A 17,443-nucleotide genomic window follows, 5' to 3' on the forward strand; every position below is an offset into this window, starting at 1 on the left:
AATAAAATATAAATAGAGGTGATATTGTGAAAAAATGGATTTTGCTTTTTTTATTAATTTCCTATATTTCGTTTTCCAACATAGTAATATTTATATACCACAGGTTTGACGATGAAAGATATCTCTCCACAAACACTTGGACAAGTGAACTTGAAATGCATATAAAACTTGTAAAAAAATTGGGGTATAGTATCTGGACATTAAAAGATTTGGAAGACTATATATATGGTAATAAAAAAGAGGAAAATGCGGTTATCTTTACAATAGATGATGGATATATAACTACATACACAAAGGCATTTCCCATTTTTAAAAAGTACAATGTTCCATTTTCAGTATTTTTGTATTTTGGTGGGGTAGGCCACTCAAAAGAATATTTAAGTTGGGATATGGTAAAGAAAATGGCAGATTACGGCGTGGAATTTGGTCATCATTCAGTTTCACATGATAAGTTTCCATTTAAAAACATTGATTATTTTGAAAAAGATCTAGTTGAGGGTTTAAAAATTTGGAAAGAACATATGGGGACAAGTTTAAAGTATTATGCATATCCTTATGGATATTACAACCAAGAGATGATTGAAGTATTAAAAAAGCATGGTTTCAAACTTGCATTTATACAGCTTTCAGGAGCGTACAGCAAAGAAATTTCTCCATATGAAATACCACGTGAACCTTTACTTCAAGATTGGGCCACAGAATCACATGTAAGGTATATTCTTTCCAGAAAACCTTTGGTATTAAAGGAAAAACCGTATTACTGGAAAAATGGAAAACTTTATATAAAAGCACACCTTGAGGGGTTTAAAAATCCTGTTGTGTATATAAGGGAAAAAGGTATAGTAAAAAGTGAATTTAAGAATGGAGTATTAACTGCAGGACCTTTTGAAATAGAAAATGAAATTAACAGTTTAATGTTAAGTGTTAGGGGAGAAAATAAAAAGGAATATGTGCGATATTATTTGATAATAAGGAGGTCTTTTGATGAACATCATTGATGAAATTCCCCAATCAAAAACCTTGGAAATAAATGCTCTTGCAAGAAAACTAAAAATGGAAGGAAAAGATGTTATCAACCTTACAACCGGTGAGCCAGATTTTCCTACACCTGATCGAATAAAGAAAAAAGCCATCGAAGCATTGGAGGTAGATTTTACAAAATATACGGATAGTAAAGGAATTCCAGAGCTTAGAAAAACTATATCAAAATTTTTGGAGAAAAAAGGGATACATTTTACAAGCGAAGAGATAATAGTAACAAACGGTGGAAAACAAGCTCTATTTAATTCGATTCTTTCAATTGTAGAAAAAGACGATGAAGTTATTTTAATATCACCATATTGGGTAAGTTACCCTCCAATGGTTATGTTATCGGGGGCAAATATTAAAATTTTGGAGACAAAACTTGAAGAAAATTTCTATCCAAATTTAGAAAAACTTGAAAGTTTAATTACTGAAAATACAAAGGCAATAATCGTAAATTCTCCAAATAACCCAACAAGCACAGTGTATCCCAGAAAGATTATAGAAGGACTTTCGAGAATATCAAAGAAATATGATATGTTCGTAATAGCAGACGAAGTATATGACGTGCTTGTTTATGATGATGAATATACATCGCTTACCGAATTTGTAGAACCACAAAAGCTTATATATATAAACGCATTTTCAAAATCATTTTCAATGACGGGCTGGAGAATAGGTTTTGTGGCCACAAAAAATAGAGAGGTGTTAAAAAGAATAGCAAAGGTACAAGCACACAGTACTTCAGGTATAAATTCAATTGCGCAATATGCAGCACTTGAGATTCTTAAGGTGGATAACTCATATATGATAGAAGAGTTTAGAAAGAGAAGGGATTTTGTTGTTAAAAAAGCAAAAAGTATTGGGCTTGATTTTGTAAAACCAAGTGGTGCGTTTTATCTTTTTTTCAAAGTCAATACGGACGATGAAAAATTTTGCAAAAAACTCTTAGAAGAAAAAATGGTGGCTTTGGTTCCAGGAAGTGCGTTCAATGCCAAGGGTTTTGTGAGACTATCATTTGCAAATTCCATTGAAAATATTGAAAAGGCATTTGAAAGGATAAAAGAATTTTTGGGGGCATAAGCCTCCAATTTTTTTAAAAGGTGATATGATATGATAGATGTAAAATTTTTACCTGAAAAATTGAAAAGTGCTCAAGTTATTGTAGTTATTGATGTGTTAAGGGCAACAACGACAATGATAACTGCTATAGCAAATGGCTGTGAATATATTATTCCCGTTCAATCTGTAAATGACGCAAAGGTATATGGAAAAGAATTTTTGGTATGTGGGGAGAGAAATGGGATAAAACCAGAGGGGTTTGATAAGGGAAATTCCCCTTTGGAGTATTTTGATGTCGAAGACAAAAAAATAGTTTTAACTACCACAAATGGTACAAAAACGTTAAAGATGGTTGAGGGATTATCTGATAAAATTATTTTAGGAGCATTTATTAATTTTTCCGCTACGTTAAATGTTTTAAAAGATTATTCAGATATTTTGTTCGTATGTGCTGGAAATGACAATGAAATATCTTTTGAAGATCTTCAAGTTGCCGGTGCTTTTGTTGATAGACTTTTTTGGAATTTATCAGACAGTGCAAAAGCTCTAAAATATATGTGGAATGCTTTAAAGAAACCTAATTTTTCTGGAGTTCATGCTTTAAAGTTAAAAGAATTGGGATTTGAAAGAGATTTAGATTTTGCAATGAGTATGGATTTATACAATATAGTGGTAGAATATAAGGATGGGAAGGTCGTAAAGGGGGGATAGCATGAAAAAGGTATTTTTGTTTTTTGTTCTTTTACCTATTTTTGCATTTTCAATATATACAGGAGAATCAACAAAATTGACTTTTGAAAATAATGGAAAAATAGAAATTTTTGTAGAAGATGTAATTGGAGGAATTCTTCCAGAAGAGTTGTTACTTAGTAAACAAACATTTGAAAATGTGGCAACAATTACTTATATAGCACCAATTGTTCCAATTCAAGGGTATTTGATCTTGGAGGTAAATGGGCAAAGAAAGGTACTCAAATTTAATGTAGTTGAATATGAATATCCAAAAGATGTTGCACCAGCTTTTGTTAAAGAATTTTCTGGAAATGTTGCATATTCAAAAGATGGTAAAAGTTGGATTTCAATTTCTAAAGGTGAAAAATTATACGAAAATTATTATATAAGGACCTTAAAAGATTCTTATGTGGTAATTTCCGGTAAATGGGGGAAAGTATACATTAATGAAAATACCTTAGTAAAGATTAAAAGAAATAGAGAAAAAGGAGATAGATTTGATTTTAAATTAAAAGTAGAGAGAGGAAACGTTGTAGCAGATGTGGTGAAATTTTTGATGTCAAAATCAAGGTTTCAAATTGAAGGCGGTTCTGTAACTGCAGGTGTGCGCGGTACAAAATTTGGTTGTAAAGGAGAAAAAAATAATTGGAAATGGTTTGTTTTTGATGGAGAAGTTTACATTTTTAACGGAAAGAAAATAATAGAATTGTCAAAAAGAAAGATGATAGAAGTTATAAATAAAACATATTTAAATCCGCAGGATTTTGAAGAAAAATTTGATGAGTTTATAGATGTTTTTGATAAAGCTTTTGAGGATTTGGAAAAAGAGATAAATAATTATTTAGAGGGGAATTTATGAAAAATTTGTTATTTTTTTTATTGGGTTTTTTCGTTATAATACTTGGATTATTTTACATGTACGATAGGTTCACATCTAACTTACCGGAACCAGAAACTTTGGTTCCATCTAGTCTTATTATTGAATTTTCCGATGGAACACCTTTTTATTTTCCAAGGGCATATTGGTATAACTTAGAAGATTATCCAGAAAAACTTATAACTGCACTCATAATTTCAGAAGATGAAGACTTTTTCTCACATCCAGGAATTGATATCCTAGGAATGATAAGGGGCATTTTTTATACAGTTATAAGAAAAAACACACAAGGGGGAAGCACATTAACACAACAACTTGTAAGAAGTCTTTATTTAACCCAGGCAAGGACTATTGAAAGAAAGATAAAGGAAATATTTATATCTTTATACCTTGAAAAAATAAGAACAAAAGAAGAAATTTTAGAATTATATTTAAATTCAGTATATATGGGGAACGGAATTTATGGATTTGGTACTGCTGCAAAATATTATTTTGGTAAAGAACCAAAAAATTTGAATTTAGCGGAGATAGCACTTTTGGTGAATACTGTAAAATCCCCGGAAAATTTTAATCCTCAAGATTTAAAGGGAAGGTATAAAAGGGCAAGTGTTGTTTTAAAAAGGTTATTGGTTGAAAATTATATATCTAACGAGGAATACGAAAAATACTCAAAACTTTTAAATAAAGTAAAGTCATACAACGTTTTTGAATCAAAATATGATGAGGAAATATTTTGGAGGATAATAGATGAATTAAAAGAAAAAGGATTTACACTTGATTTGCTCAGAAAAGGTTTTGTTGTAAAAACCACTTTAAATAGAAAATATTACAACTTATTAATTGAAAATTTTAGTGAAAATAATGCGGGAATAATTATAAATTATAGAACAGGTGAGATACTCGCAATGTACGGAAAAGGAGTGACAAACGGTAGAAGGCAAATAGGGTCATTGATAAAACCTTTTTACTATTATAAAGCAATTCTGGACGGATTCAATTTAGATACAAAGTTATTTGACCTTCCAATAAAAATTGGAGATTGGACACCAAAAAATTTTGAAAAAGACTATTACGGTCAAACAAAATTGGAAGATGCATTAATTCATTCTAGAAATATCCCTTCTGTCAACCTATACCTTATGTTAGGAGATGTAATGGTTAGAGATTTCTTGAAAAATGAGTTATACATTAACGGATACTATCCTCCGGATTTAACTTTGTCTTTGGGTACCATTGAAACTTCACACGAACAAATTGCAAAAGGTTTTTCAGGTATATTAACGGGAATAGTGGTAAAACCTTACATAGTAGATGAAGTAAGAAACAGTAAAGGGGTAGTTGTATACAAAGCAAAACCAGAAATCTTAAATATCATTAAATCTTCAAAAAGATATCCTATGGAGGCAAGTTATTTAATTATTGATTTATTGAGAAAGGTAGTAAATTATGGCACGGGAATTAGGGCAGATATTCCAGGTAGAACTATTATTGGAAAAACAGGAACTGCAGAACAATTTGCTTGGTTCTTTGGTGCAGATGGAAAACTAATGATGATTATTTCACAGGATGGAAGAGATTTACTAGGGGGAAGAGATGTAGCACCAATTTTGAGAAAAATTGCTTTAAAAACTGATATGGGAAAAACACCTTTTTCCATTTCATCTGTTTATAGGAAACTAGAGGTTGTAAAGATCGATCCTTTAAGGTACATTGATTACAAATATTTAATTGATTTAATTAAAGAAGGTAAATTTAGTTTAGAAGAATTGATAAAGATTCTACGAACATTTGATAGGGAGTATTTAATAGAATTTCTTTCATATATGAATACAGTTTCTCAAGAATTTACAATAAGGTTATGGAATATGCTTGGAGGTGGAAAGTAATGAAGTTTTTTTACAATTTGGAGAGAACAGATTTTGGAGAGTATATAACAATTGAGATTACAGATAATAAAAACAGCGGGATAGGAGCTATAGTCCCTGAAAGGTACAAGGGAGAAAATTACAAGGTAATAATGGGTGCAATTGAAGAGTATAGATATGTGGTGGAAAAAGCAACGATAAAAGACACTTTTAGTATACCTTACATGTTGGAAGAACATTTTCCAAATCATCCAAAGGTTATTTTTGCAATTGATGCGGCTTTTAAAGAATTATATTCAAAAACGTATAATATTCCTTTACAAAAGCTTTTGGGAAGAGAAAATATTCAAGAATGTAAAGTAGAAAACGGAGAAAAGATTTTTCCAGAAGAGTATGGGATTATAGATTTAGTAAAAGTTCTTCCCTTGTTTGATGATTACGTTTTTATGCTCACCAAATATCCAAAGGGAGAAATGCACGAGGTGCTCAGGGCACTGTCTACAAATTTCAAACACGTGGAGGTGTTTTCATGGAAAGAACGTTTGTTTATTTAAAACCAAATGCAGTAAGAAGGGGACTAGTTGGAGAAATAATAAAAAGATTTGAGCAAAGGGGAATAAAAATTGTCGCTTTAAAATTGTTTTGGATGACTAGAGAACAAGCAGAAAGGTTATATGAAATGCACAAAGGAAAGAATTTTTACAACGAACTAATAGAATTTGTAACAGGTGGTCCAGTTGTAGCAATGGTGGTTGAGGCTCCAAGGGTGATAGAGATGGTAAGACATATTATTGGAAACACAGACCCTTTAAAAGCAGGAACGGGAACAATTAGAGGAGAATTTGCATTGACTGTGACAAAAAATCTCATTCATGCAAGTGATTCAAAAGAAAATTTTGAACGTGAATACAAAATCTTCTTTTCAGAAAACGAAATAGTAGATTATTATTTAGATGTTCAGGATGATATTTAATTATTTCATCCTGAACTCTTTTTTTATAGTAAGCATCATTACCAAAAAAGAAACTACGGATATTAGAGTTAGGTATAAAAGTTCAGAGTTTATTGGTATGCCGTTTAGTTGGTAGTTCCTTAGTGCATATGTAAGTTTATACGAAGGAGTATAGGAAGCAACCTTGAACATAAGTTTTGGAAGTGTTGTAACAGGTGTAATACTTCCACTTGCAAAGAAAAAGAACATAGATAATGAAATACCAATTATATTTGCCATTGCTTTATTTGGAGAAATACTAGAAATAAGCAATGCCAAAGAGCTATGAAAAATTATTGCAGTTAAAGACAATGGAAAAAATATGGAAAAAGGTATTTTTATATTTAACGTGATACCTGCCACATAGACACCTATTGAAACCACAATCCCAAGAAAAAATAATGCGAGAAATTTTACTACTGTGTATTTATACCACTTTTCATTGTTAACCTTAAATATATTTATTAAACCCAATTCTCTATCATTTATTATTGTTAATACACCAATTGCGATGATCAGGAAAATAACAGATAAGAATAATATAGCGGGGGAAAAAAGCGTTCCAAAATCAGTTTTGAAATTTTTTGTTTTTGGAACAAATCTTGGTGCGGGAGTTTCTTGACTTACAAATAAATATCTTAAAACTTGAGGATTAAAAAAAGGTGAACCACTTAAATCGTTAAATATGGAATTTAAAACGTTGTAAATTCCAACGGAAAGTTGTAAATCTACTGGACTAGGTATAAAATCAATATCTACTCTTTGGCCGTTATATAAGGCATCAGTAAAGTTTTCTGGGATAATCATCACGGCATTTAATTCACCACTTTGTAACTTTTCTGTGTAATTTTTATCTACATAGGTTAGTGTTCCACCGTTGAAAAATGACATAACAAGCTTTATTGTAAATTGAGAAAGAGGAGAGTCATCAAGGTTATATACCCCAAGTTTTACATTAGTCACCCCAAATCCATTGAAGAATATTATGCTGGCAATTGTAAGAACAACTGGTAGGAGGATTATGAGAATGATATTTAGAGGCTTGCCTATTAGTCTTTTAAATTCATACCATATTCTCATAATTTCATCCTTTCCATTTCAAAAATACGACGGAGTTTTTCCCGTATATCCTTATGGCATCTTCAACAAATTCAGCGTTATGTTTTGATGAAAGTACAAATAAAACTCTTCTTTTTACTACAGGAACATCTACATGTCCATCGGTAAATATTATTATTCCCTCCACATGTCTTTTTGATTGAGCAAGGTCTACTGCTGGTTGTAAGTTCGTTTCTCCACCACCATATATTTCTAAATCTTTCCACTTTCCAGATTTGTACTCAGTTACCATAGTTACCGTTTCATCTACTTGGATTAGTGTAAGCTGAGTATCTAATTTTGAAAGTTTTTCGATCTCAGTTAGAAATTGATTCATTTCCTCTTCGATAATACTTGCACTTGTGTCTAAAATAACTGCAAGCTTTGATTTGTATTCATACTTCCATCCAGGTTGATCTTCGTATCTTCTGTTTGGTCTTAATGGAGTTCTGTATTTATCTCCTTTAATTGTAGCATTTGAAAATCTTCTAAGGATTGTTTCCCAATTAAGTGTGGATTTTTGTAATATCAAATCTATATTTTGTTTTATATTTGACTCCAAGCTTTTTCCAAACATGTTAAATGCCTTTCCTACTTTATCTTTTGTTATTTCCACAATCATCTCAACGGGTATTTCAGATTGGAAATTGTGATCATCTATTGAATCGGGAATTGCTTCTATATCAAAATCACCTTTTTTTTCAAATTCTTTCACTATCCATTCAAAATATTCTTCAGCTGTTTTGTTTATCATAAATGCCGGTGGAGCAACAAACATAACCTCATTGTCTACTCCATGCCCTTCTTCTATCAGAACATTTAAAGGAATACTTCTGCCATCAAGTTCTGGTATATATTGATTGATTGCTGCATCCATAGCAAGATCCCAAATCTTCTTCTCCCTTTTGTTTTTTGGTTTGATTCTAAAATGCTGATTTATTATATGCATAAGTTCGTGTAGTATCAAAGCTTCTACAAACCAAATTGGTTTTTTGTTTATAGAGGGGTTATACAAAAAAACAATTTCACCATGTTTGGTGAATTTTATGGAAATGTTTTTTATTCTATTATCACTTTGCAAGGAAATTCCTAATAAAAGATATGCATAAAAAGGACTTTTTTTAATTAAGTTTTCAAACGCTTTATTTATTACCATATGTTTCTACCTCTACACCAAAACTTACAAATTGATCGCTAAAAAGAGGAATGGAAAGATAAGAAATCCATTTATACTTTGTTGAAATATCCAAAAACACTTTGAGATTTTCTGAAATCATATACGTAACATTTATGGAAAAACTATACCTTAATATATCTTCGGGGTTAATAACGGAAAGAAAAGCTGCCTTTATTCCGGGATCATAGTAGATATATAACCAAGAAAATTCAAAATTAAAGCCAAATGTTAGATTTTCAATGCCATACTTTGGGAAAATACCAATATAGATTCTTCCCGTTTCTGTAGAAGAATCCGTAACAAATTCCCTGTGAAACGTCATTTTTAAATAGCTCGAAAAAGAAAAATTATTAATTTCCGTATTTAGAGAAAAATCAACTAATGACGTGTCGTTATTGAATATGTAACCTGCAAGTATTTTGTAATCAAATATATCATTTCCGAAAGAAAATGAAACATTAGAAACCGGATAACCTATTTTATATTCAAAATTATCTATCTTACTCCTGAACCAAATACCTTCTTGGGTTGAAAATCCAAGCTTTATAGAAAAAGACAATATACTCGACAAAAGCAGTAAAAAAATAAAAACTTTTTTCAAAACCTTTCCCCCTTTCCAAAAGGAATTATATCATATTTTGCAAAAATATACCCCCAACTGGGGGGTTATATTTTAATTTCTATATCACTTTCATTAACTTTTCCAATTATTTTTCCGGGAAGTGAATTGGGTTTTTCGGTTACAAACAAAAGACCATATCCCATATTAAAAGTTAAAATTGCTTCACCAAAATCTACAAATTTTAAAATCCATTCCACAAAATCCTTCTTTTCAAGTTGTATTTTACACCCAAAACCGCCTAACAGCCTTTTTAAAGCCCTTAAAATACCACCGCCTGTAACATGGGCAATTGCTTTGATATCATCAAAGTATTTAATCATCTCTGAATATATCTTTGTTCCCTCAAGTAAGTTAAAAGGCAGTTCTTCGATGTTTATTTCTTCTTCCTTTATGATTTTTCTGATCAAACTCCATCCGTTTGAGTGAAATCCAGACGAATCAAGTGCCATTATATAATCACCAGATTTTATATTTTTATGATCAAAGAGTTTGATTATTTTACCAATCGCAAATCCAGCTGCATCCATATGGTTTTCCATGTATAAATCTGGCATTTCCGCAGTTTCACCTGCAATAAGGTACATATCATGTCTTTCAAGTTCCTTTATCAGAGAAGTAATAAATTTTTTTGTGTTTTCGTCTATTTTGTGAAGACCAAGGTAATCTAAAAATGCAAGTGGTTTTGCACCAACGCATATTAAATCGTTGTAATTCATTGCAATTAAATCTCTTGCAGCATCATCCCACGTTTCGTGCTCTATATGGAGAAGTATTTTTGTACCGATGCCGTCTGCGGTAACTGCTATCATGGGTGTTGTAAAGTTTATGATAGTCGCATATCCTGTTGGTTCTTTCACAATCCAAGAGGGTATATTTGCAGTATTCTTTATATTGTTTGCAAATTCATCCCCCCTTGCTACATCAACCCCGGCAGCTTTGTAAGTGTATTTCATGCATAGATCACCCCAATGTCCGTTCTAAATTGCTTTCCTTCAAAATCTATTTTTTCGGCAATTTTGTATGCAATGTTTTTTGCTTCATCTTTTGTTTTTCCAATTCCTACACAATGTAAAACTCTTCCTCCGTTTGTGTAGAGTAAATTATTTTTTCTTTTCACTCCTGCTCCAAATATTACAAAACTTTCTCCTTCCGTTTCTTCCAGATTTTTAATTTCCTTTCCTTTTTCATATTTTCCAGGGTACCCTTTACTTGCAAGTACAACATCCAAAGCGTAATTTTTGGGATGAAATTGCGGTATGCTTTCATTTTGTATAGCTTTAAGTAATGTTTCCACAAAATTTCCCGGATTGGTTGCAACAATTACTTCCGTTTCTGGATCACCTAGTCTTACGTTGTATTCCAATATATATGGTGTTTTTTCAAAAATCATAAGTCCAATGTAGATAAAACCTTTATATGTTATCCCTTCTTTTTTTAATCCATATAGCGTTTTTTCAAATAACTCTTCTATCTTTCCTTTTAACTCACTGTCGATTTCTATTGGCCCAAAACTACCCATTCCTCCTGTGTTTGGCCCTATGTTTCCAGTATTTAACTTTTTGTAATCTTGTATAAATGGAAATAAAGAGAAACCTTTTTCATTTACTATAGCCATTGCGGAAAGTTCTCTGCCTGGAATAAACTCGTCTATTATGATTGGACCGGAAACATCTGATATAAGCTCACCACTTATAAGCTTTCTTCCTATTTTAATAGCTTCTTCTTTTGTGTCAACTATTACCACACCTTTTCCCTTAGCAAGACCGTCTGCCTTTAAAACATATGGAGGATAGAATTTTTCAATTTTATTTTTAAGGTCTATTTCACTTTCCACAATTTCAAACCTTGGAGTTGGCAAATTGTAAGTATTCATAAATATCTTTGCATATATTTTCGAACTTTCCAATTTTGCACCTTTTGATGTTGGGCCAAAAACATTATCGTATTTTTCAGCTATACCTTTTGCCAAATATTCTTCAGAACCTGGTATGATTATACCTTTAAAATCACCTACGTTTTGTAAATTATTCCTTGTAAGTCCATTCCCTGGAGAGTAATAAACTTTGAACCCTGCCTTTTCAAATGCATAACCTATTGCATGTTCTCTTCCACCAGAACCTAATATACAAATTTCCATTTTCTCACCTCAATGTCTAAATACTCTTCCACTAGCTTTGTAAAAAGATATACCAAATCTATTTGCACTTTCTATAATTTGCTCATCTCTTATTGAACCCATAGGTGCTATTACTGCTTTAACTTTTGCGTTTGCAAGTATTTCAAGACCATCTGGGAATGGGAAAAATGCATCTGATGCAGCAAACGCTCCTTCTGCTTCTTTTTCTGCTAATGAAGTTGCTATCCAGGCAGCTCTTTTTCGTGAAGGTTGACCAGTTCCAATTCCAACTGTTGTTAGGTTTTTGGAGATAAGTATAGCATTTGATTTTACACCTTCTATTACTATGTATGCAAAAGTCAATTCCTTCATTTCTTCTACTGAAAGTTTTGGACCTGCAACGTGTTCAAATTTTAAATTTGGTAACTTTCTTTCTCCGATTAAATATGCACCAAACGCAGGTTTTCCTACTTTAGGTTCATAATTATTAACTTTTAATATTCTTATCTTCTTAGACTTAAGTATTTCAATAGCATTTTCCGTAAATTTTTCCGCTATTACCACTTCTAGATATTTTTTCTTTATGGCAAGAGCACATTCTTCATCAAATTTAAAATTAACAGATAAAATTCCTCCAAAACTTGATTCTTCATCTGCTGATATTGCCGAAATGATAGATTCAATTTTATTTTTCTTTATAGATGCACCGCAAGGAGTTTGATGCTTTACCACAACACTACCATATCCATCAATATATTTTAGATGTTTTGCAACTACATATGCTGCTTCTGCATCTAAAATGTTGTTAAATGAAATCTGTTTTCCTTCATGTAAGATTTCAAAGGAAGGTTTCCCAAAGATTTGGGCATTTTCATGGGAATTTTCCCCATATCTTAGTTCAAGGTTATATTTTTCGAGATACACCCCCGCTCACTCCTTTCAAGAGTTTAATATTTTTTGAATTACTTTAGGATAATATTCGTGCTCTAACTTGTGTATATTTGTTTCTATTTCATCCAAAGTTAGTCCATCTATTTCCAAAGCTTTTTGGAAAATTATAGGACCTGTATCTACACCTTCATCTACATAATGGATTGTAATTCCGGTAACTTTTACTCCATAATCATATGCTTGTTTTATAGCATCTTTTCCTGGAAATGCTGGTAAAAGTGATGGATGAATGTTGATAATTTTAAAGCTATTTACGATATTTGGTGGAAGGATTTTCATAAATCCTGCAAGAACAACTAAATCTGGATTGAGTTTTTTTAAAAGGTCGTACAAATCTTTAGACCAATTTTTTCCAAGCCTTGTAATTGGTATATTTAAGCATTTAGCTCTTTCTTCGGCAAAACATTTTTTATTTGTAATTAACATAAGAATATTGGCATTTAATATACCATTTTTTGTTGCTTTGACAATTGTTTCAAAATTAGAACCATTTCCCGATGCTAGAATTACTATATTGGGTAGTTTAGGTTTAGACAACCTAGACATAAATTATCTCCCCCAATGGCTTTTTTTAATCCATCGATTGATAAGTAATGTAGTTCATCTGCATTTATTTCTTTGATTATTTCATCTAATTTTTTTTGGCTTGCAATTAATTCGTTCTTTCTAGATGTATCTATTCCATAAGGACAAGGGCCAATTACAGGTGGAGAGTGTATCCCCACTTTTACTTTTTTTGCTCCATTTTCTCTTAGCATTTTTACTATTTGTTTCATGGTTGTTCCTCTAACAATTGAGTCATCTATTAATACAACTTCTTTGTCTTTTATTACTTGTGGTATAGGGATTAATTTTCTTTTTACTATTTCTTCTCTTTTTTCCGGCATAATAAAACTTCTTCCTAGATATCTATTTCGCATTAATCCTAATTCAATAGGGATTTTAGATGCAGCGGAAAATCCCAAAGCACCTGAAAACCCAGAATCTAAAATAGGTATTACTACATCTCCTTTCATATTGCTTTCTTTGAAAAGAATTTCACCCATTTTAAATCTTACTTTGTGTACATTTCCGTAGAAAAAATTACTATCTGGTCTTGAAAAGTATATATATTCAAATGCGCAAAAATGCATTTTTGTAGTTGCAAATTTTGTTTTTTCCATACCATTTTCTGAGAAAATAACCATTTCACCTGGGATAATTTCTGTTATATCTTTGGCTCCTATAGAGATAAGTGGAGCATCTTCAGATGAGATTACATAGCCATCTCTATATTTCCCATAAAAAAGCGGTCTAAACCCAAAACTGTCTCTTGCTGCAATTAACATTTTTTCAGTTAGTATTAGGACAGAAAAAGCTCCTGGAATTCTCGAAAGCGTCCATTGAACGGAAAGTTTTGGATCAGCATATGGTGCAAGGGAAATGTAATGTAAAAATATCTCTGTGTCAATTGTAGTGTTAAATACAGCTCCCTTTTCAATTAACGATTTCATTCTTTGCATTGCATCGGGAATGTTTCCATTATGCGCAATGGCAAATTTTCCTTTTGAAGTTAACCCCATAAGTGGTTGAATTTCAGTATTTTCACCAAATGTTGAATATCTTACATGACCTATCCCTATTTTTCCGGGTATGTAATTTTTTTGTGTTAAGACCTGCGAAACAAGCCCTTTTTCTTTTACAATTCTAAAATTTTCCAGAATAATCCCCGTACTTTCTTGCCCCCTATGTTGAAGCCCTAACAAGATATCGTGTAAAATGTTGTATGAGGCATCCACGTTCCAAACACCTGCTATCCCGCACATAACACCCCTCCACATTTTTGAATATAATGAAAATGAGGAGCAAATGCTCCTCATATATCGACAAAATATATTACTCCCTTACTGGGAAAAAGTAATTGTATTCAATTTTTTGTATTTTTGGTGAACTTTTCATTTTACCCCCTCCTGAATTTATTTTAAATCCATTTCCAAGTGTAGTCAACAAAGATTTTTATTCTAAAAGAAATCTTATTTATTTTGTAAAAAATTAAAAGTAAACATATTGACGGAATTTTAGAAATATGGTATATTATTTTTCGGAAAAGATTCCGGCGTAGCTCAATAGGCAGAGCGGGTGGCTGTTAACCACTAGGTTGGGGGTTCGAGTCCCTCCGCCGGAGCCAGTGAGAGAAACTGTTTAGGGGTTACAGCTTGATATACTAAACGGAGCCAAAAAGGCTCTGTTTTTTGTTTTGTGACTTTCAGTTTTCCTGAAATATTTTAAATCACTGCTGTTCAGTTATCTTTATTGATAATGGAGGATTAAAATTATAAATTCTTTCTAGTTTCCTTGTTCTATAAGTCTCATCTGCATAATCATAATATGTATAACTTGTACGAACTAATAAATTTGTTATTCTAACTTCTGTAACTGTAGCATCAGTTAGCCAATTATAACGAAATTGTATGGGCATTTTTATTCCGGGGAGTATCGGTATTTCACTGCTAGGAAAGCTTGATTTTCTTAAACCAGTATGAGTTGCACCATTGCTAAAAATCACTTCGAAATTAAACGCAAAATAATCTATTTTTTCCAAACCTAGATTTTCTATAGAAGTATAGCCAATCAAATACTTGCTATTCCCAATATAAACATCGGTAAAATACATAGCGGCACTTAGTATTTCTTTGGTTGTGGTTTCTCCAATACAACCAAAAATAAATAATATAACGAACCCAAGCAACATCAGAATTTTTTTACTCATATTCCTACCTCCAACCAAGGCCTTAGCTTTTATCTTTAAAATTCTCAAAAAATGTTTATCTTTATCATTTTTTCAAGAATTAAACAAATTAAAATTTTTTACTTAATTTGATTATTGCCCATCATTATAATTACCAGTGTTTCTATTATTCTTTTGAAATTTTGGCCAAGGTGAATTTGCTAGCCCTGGACTATCAGTTTCAATAGCGTATAAATTATCATCCCAACATGAAGCATACAAAGTACCGTCAGTTGATAAAGATAAATGTGATTCAACAAGCGATCTTGAAACACCTTTGAAATTACTAAATTTCCACAGCAATGTGCCATCTTTATTCACTGCATATAAATAGTAATATGTACTCACATAAATTATCCCATCAGAACCAATAACAGGGCTACTATAAATCAAAGAACTCACATTAAATTTCCATTTTAGCGTGCCATCTGGATTTAATGCATACAGATTATCATCCCAACTTCCAACATAAATAGTCCCATCTTCACCAATTACTGGACTTGTTGTAATATCATCACCTGTTTCAAATTTCCATTTTAAAGTACCATCTGGGTTTATAGCATAAAGATTATCATCATTTGAACCAACATAAATTGTTCCATCTTCACCTATTGCAGGGGACGACTTTATAACATAATTTGCTTCAAATTTCCATTTTAAAGTACCATCTGGATTTATCGCATAAAAATAATTTGTATCAGATGAACCAACATAAATTGTCCCATCTGGGCCTATAGCTGGACTTGAACCTCTGAAACTTACATTATCATCAAATACCCATTTAATACTTCCATCTGGATTTATTGCTTTAAAATCATAAGAACCTCCTGCATAAATTGTTCCATCATCTCCAATTGCTGGGCTTACTGGTTCACCAATATCATAATCTTTTTCCCATTTTAAAGTACCATCTGGGTTTATTGCATAGATTTTATACCAACTTACCACATAAATTGTTCCATCAAAAGAAATGGATGGTGAAGAATATATAGGCGATCCTAAATTATATTTCCACTTTAAGCTACCATCAGGATTAATCGCATAAAGATTGTTATCGTTAGATCCAATGTAAATTGTCCCGTCAGAAGCTATTGCTGGTCCAGGAGTTATAGTATTATACGTTTCAAACTTCCATTTTAATCTTGCTGGTTTACTAGTAGTAAAACTCCAAATGGGGCTTGGCGTTACTCCTCCTTTGCTATCTTTTGCAACTACCATCCAATAATATGTTGTTTCGTTTTGTAATTCCTTATATCCTGATATTGTTTCAAGAACTAAACTTGTTGAAGGATGGTCATCTTTTATCACAGGAAGTTTGTTAGGATCAGTACCAAAGTAAATATCGTAAGATAAAGAATCGCCATCTGGATCTGAACATTCCCACGAAAGTGTAGGAGTAATATTTACATTTGTTGCTCCATCTAAAGGAAACGGAATAGAAGGAGCCAAAGGTGGATTATTCAATAACACTGAAGGCTGAGAACACCCATACAATACTATCATAATTACAATAAGTACTAAAATATAAAAAAAGCTTGAAAAATTTTTCCTCATTTTCTCCCCCCTTATTTAATTAGAATTTATTTGTAAGTTTTACGTTTTTCTTACAAGTCATTATACAAAATTTTAAATTTAAAAGTCAAATTTTATTTTTATCCAATTTTCTTTATTCTTTACTTATCTTAGTAATTACCCGCCGATAAAGTTCTTTAAAAAGGTATCATCAAAAAATTTTTATAATAAAAAGGAGGGATTATCCCCCTCTTGTTTTTTAATTCTTCGAACAACTATTTTTCTCATCTTTCTCTTGCTATTTCTTCCTTATATGTTAAATTCCAAAGATCATCTGGGGCGTAAATGCGGACTAAGGTTGTTCTTTTTGAATCGTTCCATTCCATTCCAATAAACTGAGTTTCTTCAGACAGATCAATAATTGATTCATTTAAATATGCTTTTACATCTTCATCGTTGATATAATCTGGAATGTCGACTTTAATAGTAAACATAGCCCACACCTCCTTAATAAGATTGGTACAGTACATATTTCGTCAAGATATATGTAAGGAGGGGGTGGGGCAAAAATCTCACCCCTTGGTGCCCGAAAGACTGGAGGGAGGGAGTATACCTATGCTCTGTGGGCATGTAATTCAGGTTCAGGTTAT

Annotated in this window: 18 protein-coding genes and 1 tRNA gene; 8 read left to right on the top strand and 11 right to left on the bottom strand. The window is 31.8% G+C overall.

All coding sequences use genetic code 11. The annotated features are described in order from the left end of the window. Window positions 1-26 precede the first annotated feature (26 nt). From TMEL_RS01995 to ndk, 7 genes are read left to right on the top strand one after another with little or no spacing between them, the layout of a single operon-like run. Entirely contained in the window at window positions 27-998 is a 972-nt protein-coding gene (locus TMEL_RS01995) for a polysaccharide deacetylase family protein (protein WP_012056605.1), read from the top strand. Continuing rightward, window positions 985-2,106 carry an aspartate aminotransferase gene (gene aspC / locus TMEL_RS02000; RefSeq protein WP_012056606.1) on the top strand — a complete coding sequence of 374 codons (1,122 nt, stop codon included), beginning with the start codon at window positions 985-987 and terminating at the stop codon, window positions 2,104-2,106. The genes TMEL_RS01995 and aspC overlap by 14 nt, the downstream gene beginning before the upstream one ends. Before the next feature lie 30 nt (window positions 2,107-2,136). Next, the gene (locus tag TMEL_RS02005) at window positions 2,137-2,796 is read left to right on the top strand and encodes a 2-phosphosulfolactate phosphatase (protein WP_012056607.1); all 660 of its coding nucleotides are present in this window, start codon (window positions 2,137-2,139) and stop codon (window positions 2,794-2,796) included. 1 nt (window position 2,797) lies between these two features. Beyond that, a complete protein-coding gene (locus TMEL_RS02010; RefSeq protein WP_012056608.1) occupies window positions 2,798-3,676 on the top strand; it encodes a DUF7354 domain-containing protein in 879 nt (292 codons plus the stop codon). After that, window positions 3,673-5,580 carry a transglycosylase domain-containing protein gene (locus TMEL_RS02015; RefSeq protein ID WP_012056609.1) on the top strand — a complete coding sequence of 636 codons (1,908 nt, stop codon included), beginning with the start codon at window positions 3,673-3,675 and terminating at the stop codon, window positions 5,578-5,580. Before TMEL_RS02010 ends, TMEL_RS02015 begins: the two co-directional genes overlap by 4 nt. Beyond that, window positions 5,580-6,113, top strand: a complete 534-nt coding sequence (locus tag TMEL_RS02020; protein WP_012056610.1) for a hypothetical protein — start codon at window positions 5,580-5,582, stop codon at window positions 6,111-6,113. Before TMEL_RS02015 ends, TMEL_RS02020 begins: the two co-directional genes overlap by 1 nt. Then, complete coding sequence (ndk, locus tag TMEL_RS02025; RefSeq protein ID WP_012056611.1) at window positions 6,089-6,532, top strand: nucleoside-diphosphate kinase; 444 nt, start codon at window positions 6,089-6,091, stop codon at window positions 6,530-6,532. The genes TMEL_RS02020 and ndk overlap by 25 nt, the downstream gene beginning before the upstream one ends. Here ndk and TMEL_RS02030 read toward each other — a convergent pair whose 3' ends face one another. The 8 genes from TMEL_RS02030 to purF all read right to left on the bottom strand — a co-directional run bounded on the left by TMEL_RS02030 (window position 6,533) and on the right by purF (window position 14,319). Next, window positions 6,533-7,630 (bottom strand): ABC transporter permease, encoded by a 1,098-nt coding sequence (locus tag TMEL_RS02030; protein WP_012056612.1) that lies wholly within the window; start codon window positions 7,628-7,630, stop codon window positions 6,533-6,535. A 4-nt stretch (window positions 7,631-7,634) separates the two neighbouring features. Then, window positions 7,635-8,804 carry a vWA domain-containing protein gene (locus TMEL_RS02035; RefSeq protein ID WP_012056613.1) on the bottom strand — a complete coding sequence of 390 codons (1,170 nt, stop codon included), beginning with the start codon at window positions 8,802-8,804 and terminating at the stop codon, window positions 7,635-7,637. Further along, window positions 8,791-9,426, bottom strand: coding sequence for a hypothetical protein (locus TMEL_RS02040; protein ID WP_012056614.1), 636 nt, complete (start codon window positions 9,424-9,426; stop codon window positions 8,791-8,793). The genes TMEL_RS02035 and TMEL_RS02040 overlap by 14 nt, the downstream gene beginning before the upstream one ends. Before the next feature lie 65 nt (window positions 9,427-9,491). Then, complete coding sequence (locus TMEL_RS02045) at window positions 9,492-10,400, bottom strand: AIR synthase-related protein (protein ID WP_012056615.1); 909 nt, start codon at window positions 10,398-10,400, stop codon at window positions 9,492-9,494. Continuing rightward, the gene (gene purD, locus TMEL_RS02050; protein ID WP_012056616.1) at window positions 10,397-11,584 is read right to left on the bottom strand and encodes a phosphoribosylamine--glycine ligase; all 1,188 of its coding nucleotides are present in this window, start codon (window positions 11,582-11,584) and stop codon (window positions 10,397-10,399) included. Before purD ends, TMEL_RS02045 begins: the two co-directional genes overlap by 4 nt. Before the next feature lie 9 nt (window positions 11,585-11,593). Then, window positions 11,594-12,487 carry a phosphoribosylaminoimidazolecarboxamide formyltransferase gene (locus tag TMEL_RS02055; protein WP_012056617.1) on the bottom strand — a complete coding sequence of 298 codons (894 nt, stop codon included), beginning with the start codon at window positions 12,485-12,487 and terminating at the stop codon, window positions 11,594-11,596. Window positions 12,488-12,502: 15 nt separating this feature from the next. After that, window positions 12,503-13,060, bottom strand: a complete 558-nt coding sequence (gene purN / locus TMEL_RS02060; protein ID WP_012056618.1) for a phosphoribosylglycinamide formyltransferase — start codon at window positions 13,058-13,060, stop codon at window positions 12,503-12,505. Further along, window positions 13,024-14,319: an amidophosphoribosyltransferase gene (gene purF, locus TMEL_RS02065; RefSeq protein ID WP_012056619.1), complete on the bottom strand. Its 1,296-nt coding sequence runs from the start codon at window positions 14,317-14,319 to the stop codon at window positions 13,024-13,026. The genes purN and purF overlap by 37 nt, the downstream gene beginning before the upstream one ends. A 286-nt stretch (window positions 14,320-14,605) precedes the next feature. Here purF and TMEL_RS02070 point away from each other — a divergent pair. Beyond that, window positions 14,606-14,681: transfer RNA gene (locus tag TMEL_RS02070), tRNA-Asn, on the top strand. Between the two features lie 102 nt (window positions 14,682-14,783). Here TMEL_RS02070 and TMEL_RS02075 read toward each other — a convergent pair. The 3 genes from TMEL_RS02075 to TMEL_RS02085 form a co-directional block, all read right to left on the bottom strand. Next, window positions 14,784-15,263: a hypothetical protein gene (locus TMEL_RS02075; RefSeq protein ID WP_012056620.1), complete on the bottom strand. Its 480-nt coding sequence runs from the start codon at window positions 15,261-15,263 to the stop codon at window positions 14,784-14,786. Window positions 15,264-15,374: 111 nt separating this feature from the next. Further along, a complete protein-coding gene (locus TMEL_RS02080) occupies window positions 15,375-16,835 on the bottom strand; it encodes an outer membrane protein assembly factor BamB family protein (RefSeq protein ID WP_012056621.1) in 1,461 nt (486 codons plus the stop codon). Window positions 16,836-17,077: 242 nt separating this feature from the next. After that, window positions 17,078-17,287, bottom strand: a complete 210-nt coding sequence (locus TMEL_RS02085) for a hypothetical protein (RefSeq protein WP_012056622.1) — start codon at window positions 17,285-17,287, stop codon at window positions 17,078-17,080. Between the last annotated feature and the right edge of the window lie 156 nt (window positions 17,288-17,443).

This window comes from Thermosipho melanesiensis BI429 (assembly GCF_000016905.1).
In the GTDB taxonomy this organism is placed as follows: Bacteria; Thermotogota; Thermotogae; order Thermotogales; family Fervidobacteriaceae; genus Thermosipho; species Thermosipho melanesiensis.